Genomic DNA, 17686 nt, shown 5'->3' with positions numbered 1-17686 from the left:
TCTTTTTTTATGCTTGCTTCTCAATAACCCGAAGCGAATGTTCATAGATTCTTTGAAACTGGTCTTCTAGCCCTAAATCACTATTATCGAACTCAATAGCATCTTCTGCCTTTTTTAAAGGTGAAATTGCACGGTTACTATCTATATAATCTCTTTTTTGAACATTTTCAAGAATATCTGAATACTCTACATCTTCTCCCCTATCCAGCAATTCTTTATATCTTCTAACCGCTCTCTTTTCTGGTGAAGCCGTCATGAAAATTTTAAGTTCCGCATCAGGGAAAACAACGGTACCAATATCCCTACCATCCATAACTATACCTTTATCTTCACCCATTGCCTGTTGCATGGCAACCAGCTTTTCGCGTACAGCTTGTATAACGGAAACCGGACTAACATTCTTGGATACCGGCATGGTTCTAATTTCTTTCTCTACATTTTCACCATTCAAATACATTTCGGCAAAACCTAAATCCGAATTAAAAATAAAATTCAATTCAATATCACCTAAAGATTTCACCAATGCATCTTCATCTACTTTACCTGCATCTATAAAACCAGATTTCATAGCAAATAATGTAACCGTACGGTACATTGCACCTGTATCTACGTATACATATTCTAACTTTTTAGCTAGTTGTTTAGCCAAAGTGCTTTTTCCTGTAGAAGAGAATCCGTCGATTGCAATGGTGATTTTTTTCATCGTCTCAAAAATATAAAGAAAAGCTAAATTATAACTTCTTTGCGTTCTTAACTTTGACATCTGTGATTGCGATATCAATTACTTCAGACATTTCTTTTACGTAGTGAAAAGTAAGTCCTTTCAAGTAAGATTCTTTAATTTCCTTAATATCACGCTCATTATCCGCACACAAAATAATTTCTTTGATCTTTGCTCTTTTAGCTGCAAGAATTTTTTCTTTTATTCCGCCTACAGGCAACACCTTACCACGTAAGGTAATTTCACCCGTCATTGCCAAACTCTTTTTTATTCGTTTTTGAGTAAACAAAGAAACTAAAGAGGTCAACATGGTAATACCTGCACTTGGCCCATCTTTTGGCGTAGCACCTTCTGGCACGTGAATGTGTACATTGTACTTTTCAAAAACAGACGGATCTATACCAAAATGTTCTGCATTAGATTTTATGTATTCCATGGCAATGGTAGCAGACTCTTTCATGACTTTACCTAAGTTACCGGTAATACTCATAACACCTTTACCTTTTGACAGTATAGATTCGATAAACAAAATATCACCCCCAACACTAGTCCAAGCTAAACCTGTAACCACACCTGCAACTTCATTATTTTCATATTTGTTACGCTCCATTTTTGGCGCGCCCAATACTTCTATAATATCTTCATTGCTCACCTTAATATCATACTCTTCTTCTGTAGCAATAGATTTAGCGGCATAACGAACCATTTTGGCTATTTGCTTTTCTAAAGAACGCACTCCAGATTCGCGAGTGTACCCTTCAACAATTTTCTCTAGTTGTGGCTTTCCTATTTTTAAGTGACTAGCATCTAAACCATGCTCTGTTAATTGCTTTGGCAATAAATGCTTTTTTGCGATTTCCACTTTTTCTTCAATGGTATAACCAGTCACATTAATGATTTCCATACGGTCTCTAAGTGCCGGCTGAATACTACCTAGATTATTGGCGGTAGCCACGAACATAACCTTAGATAAATCATAGCCCAACTCTAAAAAGTTATCATGAAAGTCACTATTCTGCTCGGGATCCAATACCTCTAACATTGCAGATGATGGATCACCTTGATTGCTGTTGGATAGTTTATCTATCTCATCTAATATGAACACAGGGTTTGAAGTACCTGCCTTTTTAAGACTTTGAATAATTCTACCTGGCATTGCACCTATGTAAGTTTTACGGTGACCTCTGATCTCAGCTTCATCCCTTAATCCACCAAGTGACATACGCACATATTCTCTACCCAATGCCTCAGCAACTGATTTACCTAAAGATGTTTTACCAACTCCCGGAGGTCCGTAAAGACATAAAATTGGAGATTTCATATCATTTCGCAGTTTTAATACTGCTAAATATTCAATGATCCTTTTCTTAACATCTTCTAAACCATAATGATCACGGTCTAATATGCGTTGTGCTCTTTTTAAATCGAACTTATCTTTCGAATATTCTTTCCATGGTAAATCTAAAAGAAGGTCTAAATAATTTCTTTGAATAGAATATTCCGCAACTTGCGGATTCATTCGCTTCATTTTAGACAATTCCTTTTCGAAATGCTCTTTTTCTTTCTTGCCCCATTTCTTTTTCTTTGACCTCTCTTTCATTTCTTCAAGCTCCTCATCATAAGAAACGCCACCCAATTCTTCTTGAATGGTTTTCATTTGCTGGTGCAAGAAGTATTCTCTTTGTTGCTGATCTAAATCATTTCTAACTTTAGACTGTATATCGTTCTTAAGCTTTAGTTTTTGCATTTCAACATTCATGTACTTTAATGTTGCCAATGCTCTTTCTTGCAAGCTACCGATCTCCAACAAATCTTGTTTTGCCTTTACATCTAAATTCAAATTAGAGGATACAAAATTTATCAAGAACGAATTACTTTGAATATTCTTTATAGCAAAAGATGCTTCACTAGGAATGTTTGGATTATCCCTAATGATTTTTAAGGCTAATTCTTTGATAGATTCAATAATAGCCAAAAATTCCTTATCGTTCTTTTCCGGTCTTACTTCTTCCGTCTCCCTTACCGTTGCGGTAAAATATGGCTTTTTGGTCAATACCTCAGCAATCTCAAAACGCTTTTTACCTTGTATGATTACTGTAGTGTTACCATCGGGCATTTGTAGTACACGTAGTATTCTTGCAACCGTACCCAAGGTGTTGATATCCTGCACATCTGGATTTTCGGTTTCCTCATCTTTCTGTGAAACCACGCCAATAACCTTAGAGCCATTATTAGCATCTTTTATCAATTGTATACTTTTATCTCTACCTGCAGTAATAGGAATTACCACACCTGGAAAAAGTACTGTATTTCTTAAAGGTAAAATAGGTAATGTTTCTGGCAAAGTCTCACTGTTCATTTGCTCCTCATCTTCTGGGGTCAAAAGTGGTATTAGCTCAGAATCTTGATCTATTCCTTGTAAAGACATATTGTCAAAATTTGAAAATTTAGAATCTTCCATACTCATATATCGGTCATTCTGTCATTAAAAGAACAGAACTTTATTTTTATAAATTATACATAAATACTGTAATAGCAATGAAAACTAAGCGAATACAGCTTTTTACACCTTCAATTGCACATATGTATTTCAATTCTTGTGCCAACTGATTTATTTCATTTTAAAAATTGAACTTTATAAAAAGAAAGAATTTTTAATAATAATCCTAACAAACTGTAACAAACCGTAAATTGAATCATCTTTCAATAAACCAATCACTTTTTGAGCCAACAAAAGGAACATATTGATGAGCTAGTGCAATTGTGCTTAGCCGGTAAACAGAGTGCACAGCTAGAAGTGTACAACAGGTATTACAAGGCTATGTTCAATACATCTCTAAGAATTGTAAAAGACACTGCCCAAGCAGAAGACATTATGCAAGAATCATTTTTAAGCGCATTTACGAAACTGCATACTTTTAAAGGGGAAGTAACTTTTGGATCTTGGTTAAAACGTATTGTTATCAACAACAGCATTCATCATTATAGAAAGCAACAAAAAAAGAATGAAGTTGCTTTAGATGAAGTATTGTACAAGGTCGAAGATAATGACGGAATTGCATCTGACCATGTGTTTACAGAACTAAAGGCTCAAAAAGTGATGGAAACCATGAAAGATTTAAAAGACAATTACAGAATTTCTTTGACCTTACATCTAATTGAAGGGTTTGATTATGATGAAATTTGCGAAATCATGAACATTAGCTATGCCAATTGCAGAACTACTGTTTCAAGAGCCAAAGAAAGTCTTAGAAAAAAATTAATACTCGCTGTCTAATGAAGAAAGATACTATTGAGGAGCTTTTTATCGAGCTACAGGACAAAATGGATTATGTGGAACCCACCATTGGGCACCAACTACGATTTTTAGAAAAACTAAATGAATCTAAAGGTGTGGCAACGCTTGCTCCTAAGAAAAAGAATCCTTGGGTGCTATTTTTATCAGTTGCCGCTTCTTTTGCTATTCTATTATCTGTTGGAATATTTCAACTTAATACGGCTAGTAGCATTGAAGATCAGGTTGCAGAGATTTCACCTGAAGCTTCTAAGACCCAATTTTATTTTGCAAACCTAATCGAAGAGCAGATCAACGAACTGAATTCTGAAAAATCACCAGAAACAGAAAAAATTATTAATGATACTATGGCGCAATTGAAAAAACTTCAATTAAACTATACAAAAATGGAACAAGATCTTTTAAACGGTGGAAATAGTAAATTAATACTAAGCGCCATGATCACCAATTTCCAAACTAGAATAGACCTTTTAAACGAGGTAATGATACAGATTGAAAATATTAAATCAATTAAAAAATCGAATGATGAAAACTTTACTATATAAATACACTTGGCTATTAATGTTAGCGTTCACAACAGTCGCTACTGCCAACAACACCTCTTTTGACGGTAAGCATACAAGAGAGAAAACCATAAAAAAAGAGTTCAACGTTAACGCCAACGCATTGCTCAAAATAGATAACTCTTACGGTAATTTAAATATTACTTCATGGAACGAGAATAGGGTCGTTATTGAAGTTCATATTAAAACCAACGGAAACAATGAAGATAAGGTTCAGAAAAAATTAGATGAAATATCTGTTGACTTTGAAGCTAGTAGCGAACGCGTATCTGCAGAAACTATCTTCAACAAAAGTAGTAATGGCTGGGGATGGAGCTGGGGAAATAACAACAATGTTAATATGCAGATCAACTACACCATTAAAGTGCCGGTTAAAAACAATGTAGACCTTAGTAATGACTATGGTAATATTATATTAGATAGAATAGATGGTCATGCCAGAATTAGTTGTGACTACGGTAGATTAGAATTAGGAGAGCTTAGAGGGCGCAACAATAAATTAAATTTCGATTATACTTCTAAATCTACAATAGGCTATATCAACAGTGCCGAAATTAGAGCTGACTACTCTGGTTTTACTATTGATAAAGCCGGAAACCTTGCTATAAATGCCGATTATACAAACGCCAGCATTGGTACTATGGATAATTTGGAATACACCAGTAATTATGGAAATATGGATGTTTCTGAATTAAAAGATATAGATGGTAACGGCGACTATATAACCGTAAAACTAGGTGTTGTACATGGTGATGTGTCCATCCGTGCAGACTATGGTTCTGTACGTATCAACGAACTAGCTGCGGATGCCGGTAATGTAGAAGTAAGAACAGACTATACAGGAATAAAAATTGGGTACAACAGCGAATATCATTTTGATTTTGACATATCTACCAGTTATTCTGGAGTTAGCGGAAAAGACGATTTTACTATTAACATCAGTACTGAAAAATCTTCCGATAAACATTACGAAGGCTTTTACGGCTCTAAAGGGAGTGGTAATAGAATGACATTGTCCAGTGATTATGGTGGAATAAGTTTTACAAAAAAATAAATATCAATCAATTAAAAATGAAAATCATGAAAAAATTAAGTGTATTACTATTTGCAGGATTCATATCCCTTTCCTGTTCAGCACAATGGGGAAAGACCATTAAAGGAAATGGAAACAATGTTACCATTGAAAGAAACACCGGTGATTATGACGGGGTAGCCGTATCTGGCTGGTTCGATGTTGACTTGGTTTCTGGCAACGAAGGAGAAATTACCTTAGAAGGAGAAGAAAATCTATTGGAATATATTATTACCGAAGTAAAGGATGGCAAATTGGTCATTAAAACAGAGAAAGGCGTTAACCTAAAATCAAGCAATTGGAAATCTGGAATTCATATTACAATACCAGTAGAATCAATTAGCCACGTTGCTTTATCTGGTTCTGGTGATATCGTCAGTAAGACAAAAATCAAAGCAGATAAATTTAGTACCGCAATGTCAGGATCAGGAGATATTACTTTAGATATAGATTCTAATTCAATTTCAGCCTCAATGTCTGGATCTGGAGATATTTCTTTAAGTGGTAAAACCACAGACTTTGAAGCTACTATTTCTGGTAGTGGCGATATTGAGGCATACAACCTTGAAGCTGACAATGTAGACGCTACGGTATCTGGCTCTGCAGATATACAGGTTACCGCAAACAAATCTTTAAAAGCGAGGGTTTCTGGTTCCGGTGATATTTCTTATAGAGGTAACCCTGAAAAGGTAAATACCAAAACCTCTGGTTCTGGAGACATTTCCAAAGGATAAAAGGATAAAACCAAAATAGCGAACAATCAATTCAATACAGCCTCTTTTAAAGGGGCTTTTTTGATTCTTTAACCCTGGTAAGCAAAAACATTCCAATTAAGAAGAATATACCTAAGAATATAATTGAACTTCTCATGCTGCCTGTTCTTTGCGCTATTATTCCATAAAGAAAAGTACCAATGATTATCCCTATTTTTTCAGCTACATCATAAAAGCTGAAGAATGAAGTGGTGTCTGTAGTCTCCGGTAAAAATTTTGAATACGTAGATCTTGACAGTGCCTGTATACCTCCCATAACCAAACCTACGCAACCGGCGGCAATATAGAAATCTGTCGGTGTAATAACAAAATAGGCATATATACAAATGCCTACCCAAAAGGCATTGACAACCATTAAGGTTTTAATGTTTCCATATTTTTCCGATGCTCGTGCAGTTACCGTTGCACCTAGTATTGCTACCATTTGTATGACCAATATACTTACTATCAAACCTGTTGTACGTTCAGAATCTGTTCCCCATGCTATTTCTTCTTCTCCAAAGTATGTAGCGATTAACATTACAGTCTGCACGGCCATACTATATACAAAAAAGGCACCTAGATATCTTTTAAGTTTTACCTGCTCACCAAGTTGATGCCATACTAACTGAAGCTCTTTGAATCCGTTTAAAACAATATTGGTTCTTTTTCCCTCTTTCTTATATCCTTTTGGCAGATAGTAAAAGCTGTATTGTGCAAAAAGTATCCACCAGATACCTACAGTTACAAAGGAATATTTCATTGCCTTTATTTCTGCAGCACCAGCTTCATCCGTAGTGATACCAAAGAAGTCTGGTTTCATTACCATTGCCAAGTTAAAAATGAGCAAAATCACACTACCAACATATCCTAAGGTAAAGCCTTTGGCACTAATCGCATCTTGTTGTCTTGGAAAAGCTACATCGGGTAAATATGAATTATTGATAGCAAAACTGACCCAAAATCCCACCAGTCCGAAGAAATAGCATGCTAAGCCTATGTATATATTTTCTAAAGAAAACCAGTATAAGCCAATGCATGAGAGTCCACCTAAGTAACAAAAAAATTTCATGAACATTTTTTTATTACCGAGATAATCTGCAATACCAGACACTAAGGGTGTAACAATCGCTATAAAAACAAATGCCAAAGAAGTAGTATAACTTATTAAAGGAGCACGGGCTATATCACCGCCAAAAACGGTTACTTTTTCAATGTCGGCAACTCTAAAAAGTGCACCGTAAAATATTGGAAAAACTGCCGAGGAAATTACTAAACTATAAACCGAATTAGCCCAATCGTAAAAGGCCCATGCGTTCAACAATTTTTTACTCCCTTTTGCAATTATAGTTTTTCCCATATATAAAAATAAAAAGCCGTTCATTTCTGAACGGCTTCAATATACAATAATCATTAAGGTTTTACTTGAATTTCGTTACCCCAAATTTTGCTGCTTCAGCAGCAGCATCTGGCGCCCAGGCAGTTAGGTTATTAATTCTTGTGTCATTAGAAGGGTGCGTACTCATAAATTCTGGCGGAGCCTGACCACCGCTGTTTGCCTTCATTCTTTTCCAAAGCTCTGCAGCTTCATAAGGATCATAACCTGCAATGGCCATAATCTGCAAACCAATTCTATCGGCCTCTGTCTCGTGGCTTCTACTAAATGGTAACATACCCAAATATTGTGTGCCTACCCCATATGCTTGGTTGAACAGCCCTAATGTCTGTTGATTTTTAATTGCAACGTTACCTGCCACTGCACCTAATTGTTGCAAGGTTCCTGCACTCATACGCTGTGCTCCATGATCAGCCAATGCATGAGCTACTTCATGCCCCATTACAACAGCTACACCTGTTTCTGTTTGGGTAATTGGTAAAATACCGGTGTAAAATACAATTTTACCCCCTGGCATACACCATGCGTTAACGGTCTCATCTTTTACCAAGTTATACTCCCACTTATAGTCTGCCAAATAACCCGGATGACCGTTTGCAGTCAACCAACGCTCTGCAGCACTAGAGATACGCTGACCTACCCTTGTTATCATTTGGGCATCTGTAGTACCGGTTACCACGTTGTTTTCTGTTAAAAATTGATCATATTGTGCAAACGCAGATGGAAAAACCTGACTATTAGGATAAAAATTTAAAGTTTTCTGACCTGTAAAAGGGTTAACCTTACAAGCGGATACGCCGATAAAGACGAATACGATTAGTAGTAATTTTTTCATTTTATTAAATTTAGTTAATGGCGTTAAACTACAAAGTTATTGTTTTCCTGATAAATGCAATAAGGTAAAATTTTTGCTTATTAGCAAATCATGATTATCATTTATAGATATATCGTGTAATGCCACCTCTTCATTATCTATCATTACCTTATCGATTTTAAACGGAAGGCCATGAAAATTGAGTTTCATTTTTTCATATTCAGTCTCAAAGGTGCCATCTTTAAACAATTGAATGGTCAAAGAATTATCCTTTCCGGTCAATTTATAATTACTTAAAGAATATCTTCCTTTTTTATAATCATAACCATTCGAGGCGTCTTCATAAACTTCTGATGTTTCTATACCTTCCTTAAAATACACCTCTAACAATAATTCTTCTATTTTCTTTTCACCAACATATTGTTGAACTGGATATTTTGGAATGATTGCGCCGGCTTTTACGAAGACAGGAAGCATATCTATTTCTGCAGCAACCCATTTTTCTTTTCCCCCAACTACATACTCGTTAGTCCAAAAATCGTACCATTCTCCACGAGGCATATACATTCTACGCCCTTGTGCGTTAGGTTCTTGTATAGGACAAACCAATATTTTTTCCCCAAAAATAAACTCATCTGTTCTAAAATGGGTTTGATTATCTTCTTGATCAAAGAACACCAAAGACTGGATCATTGGGATGTTTTCTTTTACGTATTTATAAAACATAGTATATAAATACGGCAACAATTGATAACGTAGATTTACAAATTTTCTAACGATATCGGTAATCTCGGCACCAAATGACCATGGCTCTTGATCACCATGATCCCCGCTGGAGTGTACTCTACAAAACGGATGAAAAACACCTAGCTGTATCCACCTTGCAAATAACTCTCCATCTGGTTGTTCGGCAAATCCGCCAATATCCGAACCTACAAAAGAGTAGCCAGTTAAACACATGCGTTGTACCTGCACGTTGGCTATCCATAAATGTTCCCAAGTAGCCACGTTATCTCCTGTCCAAGTAGAAGAATATCTTTGTGTACCGGCAAACGCGGCTCTTGTTATTACAAATGGTCGTTTAGGATAGACATATTTCTTAACCCCTTCATAGGTTGCCCTAACCATTTGCATGCCATAAATATTATGCGCTTTTCTGTGTGTACAAGGGTGACCGTCATAATCATGTCGCGTATCTAAAGGTGCCGTTTTTGTAGGTACTTCCATTACCGCCGGTTCGTTCATGTCGTTCCAAACAGCATGCACACCTAATTCTGACATAAATTCTTTATATAACTCTGCCCACCATTCTCTTACCTCTGGATTTGTAAAATCTGGAAAATTACACTCACCCGGCCATACCTTACCGTGCATTAAGGGTCCATCTCCCCTTTTACAGAAATAGCCATTCTCTAAAGCTTCATTATAAATCCAATAATTACGATCTACCTTTATGCCCGGATCTATCATTACAACGGTCTTAAATCCGTCATCCTCCAACTCTTGAATCATTCTTTTTGGATCAGGAAAATGATTTTTATCCCAAGTAAAACATCTAAACCCGTCCATATAATCGATATCCAAATAAATAGCATCGCATGGTATTTGCAATCTTCTAAATTCGTTTGTAATATCTTTTACGTTACTCTCAGGATAATAACTCCATTTAGATTGATGAAAACCTAATGCCCACATTGGCGGTAATTCTGGTGTACCTGTAAGACTAGAATATGAGCTTACTACCTTGGGCATATCCGGTCCAAAAATGAAGTAATAATTCATTTCACCACCATCTGCCCAAAAACTGGTTATATTTCTTCGCTCTTGAGAAAAATCGAAACCTGTTCTAAAACTGTTATCAAAATAAATACCATAGGCCTTGCCTTTATTCAAGCCAATATAAAATGGTATTGCCTTATAAAGGGGATCTTGTTCTTTTGCAAAGGCAAATTGATCGGTAACCCAGTTTTCTACTCTTTTACCTTTTAAGTTGCTATGCATGGCCTTATCGCCCATACCATAAAAACTCTCACCTGATTGGGTTATTTTACTCAATTTTACGGTGTTGCCGCCATATTCATAATTTTCTTCCCAATGAAAACCTAGTTCATCTTCACAGATGATATTACCCTCTAAATCAGAAATCTGGGTTCTTAAGGTCATTTTATCCACCAAAATACTCAGTCTGGCCGTAGATACTATATACTCGGTATCGGTCTCTACAACCTCTAATCTACTATAACCCATTGTAGCATCTGGGTCTATTGCATAAGAAAAATCTGGTTCAAAATTATAGTTTGTAGCATACCTAAATCTAATAATGCTACCTCTTAATATTGTTATCTGCAGCACCACACCATTAGCAGTGGTAAAATATAATTTATCTGAGTCTTGCGAAAATTCAACGATATGGTTTGGGTATAAATTACCTTTATACTCAAGCTCTGTATTTGTGATCATGAACTAATAAATTAAAAAATATCAAATTAATAGTACTACAGAAATACTCTAAAATTGCCGATTTATTGTGCAATTTTCTAAAGTTATTTCAGTATTACAATGCCTAATGGGGGAATTGTAATTTCAATCGATTTTTTATAACCATGAGATGCCTTAGTAGATGACTTTACCTTGCTATTGACATTACCGCCACCACCATACTTGGCAGCATCACTATTTAATACTTCTGTTAGTTTCCCTTTTTTAGGGTTGCCAATTCTATAATTTTCTCTTGGAACCGGTGTAAAATTACAGGCAATTATCAAATCATTTTTCTCATCATGACCCTTGCGAACATATGTAAGCACAGAATTTTCGTGATCACTATAGTCGATCCATTGAAAACCTTCTGGACTAAATTGCTTCTCGTACAATGCCGGCGAGCTTTTATATAAATGGTTTAAATCTTTAACAAAATCTTGAATTCCTTTATGCCCATCGTACTGCAATAAATGCCAGTCTAAACTTTGCTCAAAATTCCATTCTGCCGTTTGACCGAATTCACCACCCATGAACATTAATTTGGTACCCGGGTGTGTAAACATATACCCAAACAACAATCTTAGATTCGCAAAACGTTGCCATTCATCTCCTGGCATTCTATAAACCAATGACTGCTTACCATAAACTACCTCATCATGAGAAAAAGGCAACATAAAATGCTCGGTAAAAGCATAGGTCATACTAAAGGTTAAATCGTTTTGGTGGTGTTTTCTATAAATAGGTTCTTTTTTAAAGAATTGCAACGTATCGTGCATCCACCCCATCATCCACTTCATACCAAAACCTAACCCACCGTGTTCCACAGGCTTAGACACACCTGTAAATGCAGTAGATTCTTCAGCAATGGTCTGTACTCCGTCAAAATTAGAATAAACGGCCTCATTCAATTCACGTATAAATGACATCGCCTCCAAATTTTCGTTGTTACCATACATATTCGGCTCCCATTCACCATCTTCCCTAGAATAATCTAAGTACAGCATAGAAGCCACAGCATCTACTCGTAGACCGTCTACATGAAACTGATCTAACCAAAAAATGGCATTACTTATAAGAAAAGCCCTAACCTCATTTCTACCGTAGTTAAAGATCAGACTTTTCCAATCTGTATGATACCCCTTTCTTCTATCTGGGTGCTCATATAAATTTGAACCGTCAAAAAAACCTAGTCCATGCGCATCTTCTGGAAAATGAGAAGGTACCCAGTCTAAAATTACTCCTATATCATTTTGATGAAAGGTATCTACCAAAAATTTGAATTCTTCTGGAGAACCAAATCTTGATGTTGGTGCAAAATAACCTGTAAGCTGATAACCCCAAGATGGATCATAAGGATACTCCATAACAGGCATAAACTCAACATGGGTATACCCCATTTCCTTTACATAATTTACAAGGTCTATTGCAAACTCTTTATAGGTCAAAAACTTATTCTCTGCATTTTTCTTCCATGACCCTAAATGCACTTCATAAACGGAGTATGGTTTGTCCAATCCGTTTTTATCTTTTCTATACCCCATCCAAGCATCATCTTTCCAATCATGCTCGGCAGTCCAAATTATAGATGCTGTATTTGGCGGGTGCTCACAATATCTTGCAAAAGGATCTGCTTTCTCTGTCCAAATATCATTGTTATTAGACTGTATCTTATATTTATAGATTTCGCCTTTTCCAATATTAGGTATAAATCCTTCCCAAATACCGCTAGAATCCCATCTAACATTCAATTGGTGTTCCTCAACATTCCACGAATTAAAATTACCAACAACAGATACAGATTTTGCTGACGGTGCCCATACCGCAAAGTAAGTACCGGCTATTCCATCTACTTCTACCAAATGTGACCCCAATTTTTCATAAAGTCGATAATGCTTACCTCCTTTAAAAAGATCAATATCAAAATCAGTAAAAAGTGAGTGAACTTGAACGTTGGGCATATGAAGTATTTATTTTTGTAAATCTAATCATCTTTTAAAGACAACCGACTTCAATTCTTCTTTGTTGTTAATTTAGCAGTTAATATCCGATTTAAATATCTAAATACCAAAAATGGAACGCTTTTTGAAACAACATTTCAAAATTAAAACTCAAACCGAAAAATTATAACATTATGAGAAAACTAAATTTATTTATTGGAGCACTAGCAGCCTTATTTATTATATCGTGTGAAGGACCACAAGGACCTCCGGGATTTGACGGATTTGATGGCGCTGACGGATTTGATGGGATAGATGGTGTAGACGGTGCAGACGGGATTAATATATTAGGTCAAGTAGTAGATATTGAAGGTACCTTTACCTTAGATAATGACTATTCTATATTTTACGAATTTCCACAAAGTATAGAAGTTTTTGAAACCGATGTGGTTTTGGTTTACATGCTTTGGGATGTTACCGAAGATAGCAATGGTGAATCTGTTGATATTTGGAGATTAATGCCACAAACAAGAATTCTAGATCAAGGACTTCTACAATATAACTATGACTATACTTTTTTAGATGTAAATATATTCTTAGAGTCGGATTTCGACCTAGCTACTTTACAAGCAGGCGATACTGATAATCAGGTTTTTAGAATTGCTGTATTACCGGCAGAATCAACAACGGGCAAATTAGATACTTCAAACATTAATTCTGTAATGGCTCATTTAGGTGTTACCGAAGAACAAGTACAAAAAGTAACACTACAATAATATCCCTGGGTAAATTAACCTATTTAAGCTAAAGCCTTTGAGCATTTCTCAAAGGCTTTTTTATTTCCAATTATTAAAACTTTAACTTAAAAATCCTCGTACATATATTACATTGAAAGGAATAGGTAATTTCGCCGACAGAATTAAAAAAAAAATTGAAAAAATGAAAATTAATATTGTAATTGCCCTATTAGTACTTTTTGTAAGCTGTAAAGGTACTTCTCAAGAAAAAGAGATGGAAACCTCAACCAAAACGAGTGATAAAAAAGAATTTGCCGTACAAAAAACGAATAGCGAGTGGAAGAAGGAGTTAACAGATTCTGAATATTACGTACTTCGTGAAGCCGCAACTGAAAATCCATTTACCAGCGAGCTTTTAGATAATAAAAAAACGGGAACCTACGTTTGTGCCGCCTGTGCCACTCCCCTATTTAAGAGTGATACAAAATTCGATTCTGGTACCGGATGGCCAAGTTTCTATGAAGAAATCAAAGGCAACGTAGCCTATGATGTAGATTATAAAATCGGCTACAAAAGAACCGAAGAACATTGCGCCACTTGTGGAGGTCATTTAGGTCATGTTTTTGAAGACGGTCCAAACCCTACGGGTTTACGTCATTGCATAAATGGTGTAGCCTTAGATTTTGTTCCCGCAGAATAGTTTTCTACTATAAACATTAGATACAAGAGGCCTTTAAAGGTCTCTTTTTCATTTCTATCATATTCATAGCAAACTGACTAGACCTGTTTCAAAATATCACAATTTCATAATAAAGGTCATATTTCAAAATCCTACAATCAATCTCAATTAGGTTTTGTATTTTTGCAGTTCAATAAAAACTACAAAAAATCAAAATATGAGCACTTTCGATATTATCGTTTTAGGTAGTGGTCCTGGCGGATATGTTACCGCAATTAGGGCTGCACAATTAGGCTTTAAGACTGCCATTATTGAAAAAGAAAGTTTAGGCGGCGTTTGCTTAAATTGGGGTTGTATACCTACCAAAGCTTTGTTGAAATCTGCACAAGTATTTGAATACTTGAAACATGCAGAAGATTACGGTTTAAAAATCAAAGGTGCAGATAAAGATTTTGATGCTGTAGTCAAAAGAAGCCGTGGCGTTGCCGAAGGCATGAGCAAAGGTGTTCAGTTCTTGATGAAGAAGAATAAAATTGAGGTTATTAAAGGTTACGGTACTTTAAAGCCAGGAAAGAAAGTTTCTGTTAAGGCTGAAGATGGTTCTACTACTGAATACAGTGCCAGTAATATTATTGTAGCTACCGGAGCTAGAAGTCGCGAACTTCCGAGTTTACCACAAGACGGTAAGAAAATTATTGGTTACAGACAGGCAATGACCTTAGACAAGCAACCAAAGAAAATGATCGTTGTTGGTAGTGGCGCTATCGGTATTGAATTCGCTTACTTCTACAACTCTATGGGTACCGAAGTTACCGTTGTTGAATATTTACCTAATATCGTACCTGTTGAAGATGAAGATGTTTCAAAGCAATTAGAAAGAAGCTTCAAAAAAGCGGGGGTTAAAATCATGACTTCTGCAGAGGTTACTTCTGTTGACACCTCTGGCGATGGTGTAAAAGCTACCGTTAAAACAGCTAAAGGCGAAAAAGTTCTTGAAGCTGATATCGTATTATCTGCCGTTGGTATTAAAACCAATATTGAAAATATAGGATTAGAAGATGTTGGTATCGCTACCGATAGAGATAAGATTTTGGTAAATGATTACTACCAAACCAACATACCAGGATACTTTGCCATAGGTGATGTTACACCAGGACCCGCACTAGCACACGTTGCTTCTGCAGAAGGTATTTTATGTGTTGAAAAAATAGCGGAAATGCACGTTGAACCCTTAGATTACGGTAACATACCTGGCTGTACGTACTGTTCTCCAGAAATTGCTTCTGTTGGTTTAACCGAAAAGCAAGCTAGAGAACAAGGTATTGAAATTAAAGTTGGTAAATTTCCTTTCTCTGCAAGTGGTAAGGCAAAAGCTGCCGGTGCCTCTGAAGGATTCGTTAAAGTTATATACGATGCCAAGTATGGCGAATGGCTAGGTTGTCATATGATCGGTGCTGGTGTTACCGATATGATCGCCGAAGCGGTTCTAGGTCGAAAACTTGAAACCACTGGGCATGAAGTATTGAAAGCCGTTCACCCACACCCAACAATGAGCGAAGCTGTTATGGAAGCGACTGCAGCGGCTTATGACGAGGTTATCCATTTATAATTAATTACAATAAACTATAGCATGTTAAAATTATTTCGAGCAACGGCAATTTTAGAAGGAATCTCTTATTTGGCGTTGTTCGGAGTAACCATGCCTTTAAAATATTGGGCAGAAATACCAGAACCTAATAAGTTAGTCGGTTACGCCCACGGCGTACTTTTCATTGCCTTTATCGCCCTAACTTTAATCGTGGGGTTTACCCATAAATGGAGCTTTAAAAAGATATTTATTTTCGGTATAGCTTCATTGCTACCTTTTGCTACTTTTTACGTGGAGGAGAAATATTTAAGAACCGAAGACAACGCTTAAGAATCATTTTCCAATAAATTAGAACTCACTCTTACAGAAAACCCTTAAAATTGCGATAATGGTTAATTTTAAGATATAGAAATAAGTGCGAGAAGTGTTTTTATATTTTTACACTAGCTAAAATAAAAAACTCTCAATAGCAAGATCATAACTTTTTAAACCAAAACCTAATATTACACCATTTGCAGCTGGCGATATATAAGATATATGCCTAAATTCTTCACGCTGATGTGTATTAGATATATGAACTTCTATTACAGGAGTTTCAACTGCTTTTACAGCATCGCCAATACCCACCGATGTATGTGTGTACGCTGCGGCATTCAAAACGATACCATCATATGAAAAGCCGGTTTCCTGTATTTTAGAAATCAACTCACCTTCTATATTTGATTGAAAATACTCCAATTCAACATCTTTAAATTTGAATTGTAGTTTTGAAAAGTAATCTTCAAAAGTTTCTGAACCGTATACTTCTGGCTCCCTTTTTCCTAATAAATTTAAGTTGGGACCATTTATAATGATAATCTTCATATATCAAAAATAACGAATGTTACCTTACAATGAATTAGAAATATGAGAAGTAAACTATAGTATTTCTTTAGCGACGCGTTCTATATTTAGGCTCGAAATTGTAAACGATACCCAAGGTCACTGTAGACCATGTTGTTTCTTCAATATCTATACCAGTATAAGAAAGATTGACCTCTACACTTGAACTCATTAAATATGCAATTGTAGGTCTGTAGTAAAGACCGCCTTCGTTACCATCACTTATTCCCATGGCGTAACCTACATTCCCTCCAAACGAGAAATAATTTGATGTCCAAAAACGAACCCCTGCAGACAGTGGCAAAAACTGAACAGCCTCTTGCTCTTCTCTAATAATAGTTGTTTGAAAGGTTTCCGCAAAACCATGTATATAACCTACTGCCGGACCTATATCCACTACTTCACCTAAAGGATACATATAGGAGAAATCTGCCCCAAGGACGACACTTACCGCTTCATTATAATCATCTAACGGAATACCTCCTTGAATACCGAACTTAAAGCCTTCTTGAGCAAAAACTCCGGTTGAAAGACATAAGGCAAATAATAAAATGAAAAACTTATTCATGGTATGGTTGGTTTATTTTCTTCAAAAATAAAGGTAAGACTAAGCTTATAGGCATCTTTGTTGTGAACACCGTGAAAGTAGTTGTGCATTTTACATTTAGGTAGGTTATACGTTATATAAATTAGAAAATTTACACCAAATAATTCTGCATTTTTTTCTAAGCGCTATAATTTATGCCCTACAGAATTTATGTATTCTCTA

General features: G+C 35.9%; 16 protein-coding genes. 8 read left to right on the top strand and 8 right to left on the bottom strand.

Annotation, left to right across the window (positions count from 1 at the left end):
- Positions 1 to 7: 7 nt before the first annotated feature.
- Entirely contained in the window at positions 8 to 703 is a 696-nt protein-coding gene (gene cmk, locus SJY30_RS01370; RefSeq protein ID WP_396633836.1) for a (d)CMP kinase, read from the bottom strand.
- 28 nt (positions 704 to 731) lie between these two features.
- Positions 732 to 3182, bottom strand: a complete 2451-nt coding sequence (lon, locus tag SJY30_RS01365; protein WP_396635294.1) for an endopeptidase La — start codon at positions 3180 to 3182, stop codon at positions 732 to 734.
- Between the two features lie 261 nt (positions 3183 to 3443).
- On the opposite strand from lon, the gene SJY30_RS01360 reads away from it, so the two are divergent.
- Genes SJY30_RS01360 through SJY30_RS01345 form a run of 4 tightly spaced genes read left to right on the top strand, consistent with a single transcriptional unit; the run spans position 3444 to position 6385 of the window.
- The gene (locus tag SJY30_RS01360) at positions 3444 to 3998 is read left to right on the top strand and encodes an RNA polymerase sigma factor (RefSeq protein ID WP_396633835.1); all 555 of its coding nucleotides are present in this window, start codon (positions 3444 to 3446) and stop codon (positions 3996 to 3998) included.
- Positions 3998 to 4561, top strand: coding sequence for a hypothetical protein (locus tag SJY30_RS01355; protein WP_396633834.1), 564 nt, complete (start codon positions 3998 to 4000; stop codon positions 4559 to 4561). Before SJY30_RS01360 ends, SJY30_RS01355 begins: the two co-directional genes overlap by 1 nt.
- Complete coding sequence (locus SJY30_RS01350) at positions 4542 to 5633, top strand: hypothetical protein (protein ID WP_396633833.1); 1092 nt, start codon at positions 4542 to 4544, stop codon at positions 5631 to 5633. The genes SJY30_RS01355 and SJY30_RS01350 overlap by 20 nt, the downstream gene beginning before the upstream one ends.
- 26 nt (positions 5634 to 5659) lie before the next feature.
- Positions 5660 to 6385, top strand: coding sequence for a head GIN domain-containing protein (locus SJY30_RS01345; RefSeq protein ID WP_396633832.1), 726 nt, complete (start codon positions 5660 to 5662; stop codon positions 6383 to 6385).
- A gap of 46 nt (positions 6386 to 6431) precedes the next feature.
- Here SJY30_RS01345 and SJY30_RS01340 read toward each other — a convergent pair whose 3' ends face one another.
- The 4 genes from SJY30_RS01340 to glgB form a co-directional block, all read right to left on the bottom strand.
- Positions 6432 to 7763, bottom strand: a complete 1332-nt coding sequence (locus SJY30_RS01340; protein ID WP_396633831.1) for an MFS transporter — start codon at positions 7761 to 7763, stop codon at positions 6432 to 6434.
- Positions 7764 to 7824: 61 nt separating this feature from the next.
- On the bottom strand, positions 7825 to 8634 hold the full coding sequence (locus SJY30_RS01335) for a M48 family metallopeptidase (RefSeq protein ID WP_396633830.1): 810 nt from the start codon (positions 8632 to 8634) through the stop codon (positions 7825 to 7827).
- A gap of 36 nt (positions 8635 to 8670) precedes the next feature.
- Positions 8671 to 11073, bottom strand: coding sequence for a glycoside hydrolase family 31 protein (locus SJY30_RS01330; RefSeq protein WP_396633829.1), 2403 nt, complete (start codon positions 11071 to 11073; stop codon positions 8671 to 8673).
- A gap of 83 nt (positions 11074 to 11156) precedes the next feature.
- A complete protein-coding gene (gene glgB / locus SJY30_RS01325) occupies positions 11157 to 13052 on the bottom strand; it encodes a 1,4-alpha-glucan branching protein GlgB (RefSeq protein WP_396633828.1) in 1896 nt (631 codons plus the stop codon).
- 173 nt (positions 13053 to 13225) lie between these two features.
- Between glgB and SJY30_RS01320 the strand changes: the two genes are divergently transcribed.
- From SJY30_RS01320 to SJY30_RS01305, 4 genes are all read left to right on the top strand, one after another.
- Positions 13226 to 13807 (top strand): collagen-like protein, encoded by a 582-nt coding sequence (locus tag SJY30_RS01320; RefSeq protein WP_396633827.1) that lies wholly within the window; start codon positions 13226 to 13228, stop codon positions 13805 to 13807.
- A 163-nt stretch (positions 13808 to 13970) separates the two neighbouring features.
- On the top strand, positions 13971 to 14468 hold the full coding sequence (msrB, locus tag SJY30_RS01315) for a peptide-methionine (R)-S-oxide reductase MsrB (RefSeq protein ID WP_396633826.1): 498 nt from the start codon (positions 13971 to 13973) through the stop codon (positions 14466 to 14468).
- Between the two features lie 196 nt (positions 14469 to 14664).
- Positions 14665 to 16056 carry a dihydrolipoyl dehydrogenase gene (gene lpdA, locus SJY30_RS01310; RefSeq protein WP_396633825.1) on the top strand — a complete coding sequence of 464 codons (1392 nt, stop codon included), beginning with the start codon at positions 14665 to 14667 and terminating at the stop codon, positions 16054 to 16056.
- A 21-nt stretch (positions 16057 to 16077) separates the two neighbouring features.
- A complete protein-coding gene (locus SJY30_RS01305) occupies positions 16078 to 16365 on the top strand; it encodes a DUF3817 domain-containing protein (RefSeq protein ID WP_396633824.1) in 288 nt (95 codons plus the stop codon).
- Between the two features lie 117 nt (positions 16366 to 16482).
- Here SJY30_RS01305 and aroQ read toward each other — a convergent pair whose 3' ends face one another.
- A complete protein-coding gene (aroQ, locus tag SJY30_RS01300) occupies positions 16483 to 16899 on the bottom strand; it encodes a type II 3-dehydroquinate dehydratase (protein WP_396633823.1) in 417 nt (138 codons plus the stop codon).
- A 67-nt stretch (positions 16900 to 16966) separates the two neighbouring features.
- Positions 16967 to 17485, bottom strand: coding sequence for an outer membrane beta-barrel protein (locus tag SJY30_RS01295; protein ID WP_396633822.1), 519 nt, complete (start codon positions 17483 to 17485; stop codon positions 16967 to 16969).
- Positions 17486 to 17686: the final 201 nt, after the last annotated feature.

Origin of the sequence: Maribacter sp. R86514, from assembly GCF_044597005.1 — a bacterium.
In the GTDB taxonomy this organism is placed as follows: domain Bacteria; phylum Bacteroidota; class Bacteroidia; order Flavobacteriales; family Flavobacteriaceae; genus Maribacter.
The sequence above is the reverse complement of the archived record's forward strand: the minus strand, read 5'-3'. Positions and strand labels throughout refer to the sequence as shown.

Excerpts from the sequence above, each read along its gene's own strand:
- cmk (WP_396633836.1), bottom strand. The coding sequence starts at position 703 with ATGAAAAAAATCACCATTGCAATCGACGGATTCTCTTCTACAGGAAAA.
- lon (WP_396635294.1), bottom strand. The coding sequence starts at position 3,182 with ATGGAAGATTCTAAATTTTCAAATTTTGACAATATGTCTTTACAAGGA.
- SJY30_RS01355 (WP_396633834.1), top strand. The coding sequence starts at position 3,998 with ATGAAGAAAGATACTATTGAGGAGCTTTTTATCGAGCTACAGGACAAA.
- SJY30_RS01350 (WP_396633833.1), top strand. The coding sequence starts at position 4,542 with ATGAAAACTTTACTATATAAATACACTTGGCTATTAATGTTAGCGTTC.
- SJY30_RS01345 (WP_396633832.1), top strand. The coding sequence starts at position 5,660 with ATGAAAAAATTAAGTGTATTACTATTTGCAGGATTCATATCCCTTTCC.
- SJY30_RS01340 (WP_396633831.1), bottom strand. The coding sequence starts at position 7,763 with ATGGGAAAAACTATAATTGCAAAAGGGAGTAAAAAATTGTTGAACGCA.
- SJY30_RS01335 (WP_396633830.1), bottom strand. The coding sequence starts at position 8,634 with ATGAAAAAATTACTACTAATCGTATTCGTCTTTATCGGCGTATCCGCT.
- SJY30_RS01330 (WP_396633829.1), bottom strand. The coding sequence starts at position 11,073 with ATGATCACAAATACAGAGCTTGAGTATAAAGGTAATTTATACCCAAAC.
- glgB (WP_396633828.1), bottom strand. The coding sequence starts at position 13,052 with ATGCCCAACGTTCAAGTTCACTCACTTTTTACTGATTTTGATATTGAT.
- SJY30_RS01320 (WP_396633827.1), top strand. The coding sequence starts at position 13,226 with ATGAGAAAACTAAATTTATTTATTGGAGCACTAGCAGCCTTATTTATT.
- msrB (WP_396633826.1), top strand. The coding sequence starts at position 13,971 with ATGAAAATTAATATTGTAATTGCCCTATTAGTACTTTTTGTAAGCTGT.
- lpdA (WP_396633825.1), top strand. The coding sequence starts at position 14,665 with ATGAGCACTTTCGATATTATCGTTTTAGGTAGTGGTCCTGGCGGATAT.
- SJY30_RS01305 (WP_396633824.1), top strand. The coding sequence starts at position 16,078 with ATGTTAAAATTATTTCGAGCAACGGCAATTTTAGAAGGAATCTCTTAT.
- aroQ (WP_396633823.1), bottom strand. The coding sequence starts at position 16,899 with ATGAAGATTATCATTATAAATGGTCCCAACTTAAATTTATTAGGAAAA.
- SJY30_RS01295 (WP_396633822.1), bottom strand. The coding sequence starts at position 17,485 with ATGAATAAGTTTTTCATTTTATTATTTGCCTTATGTCTTTCAACCGGA.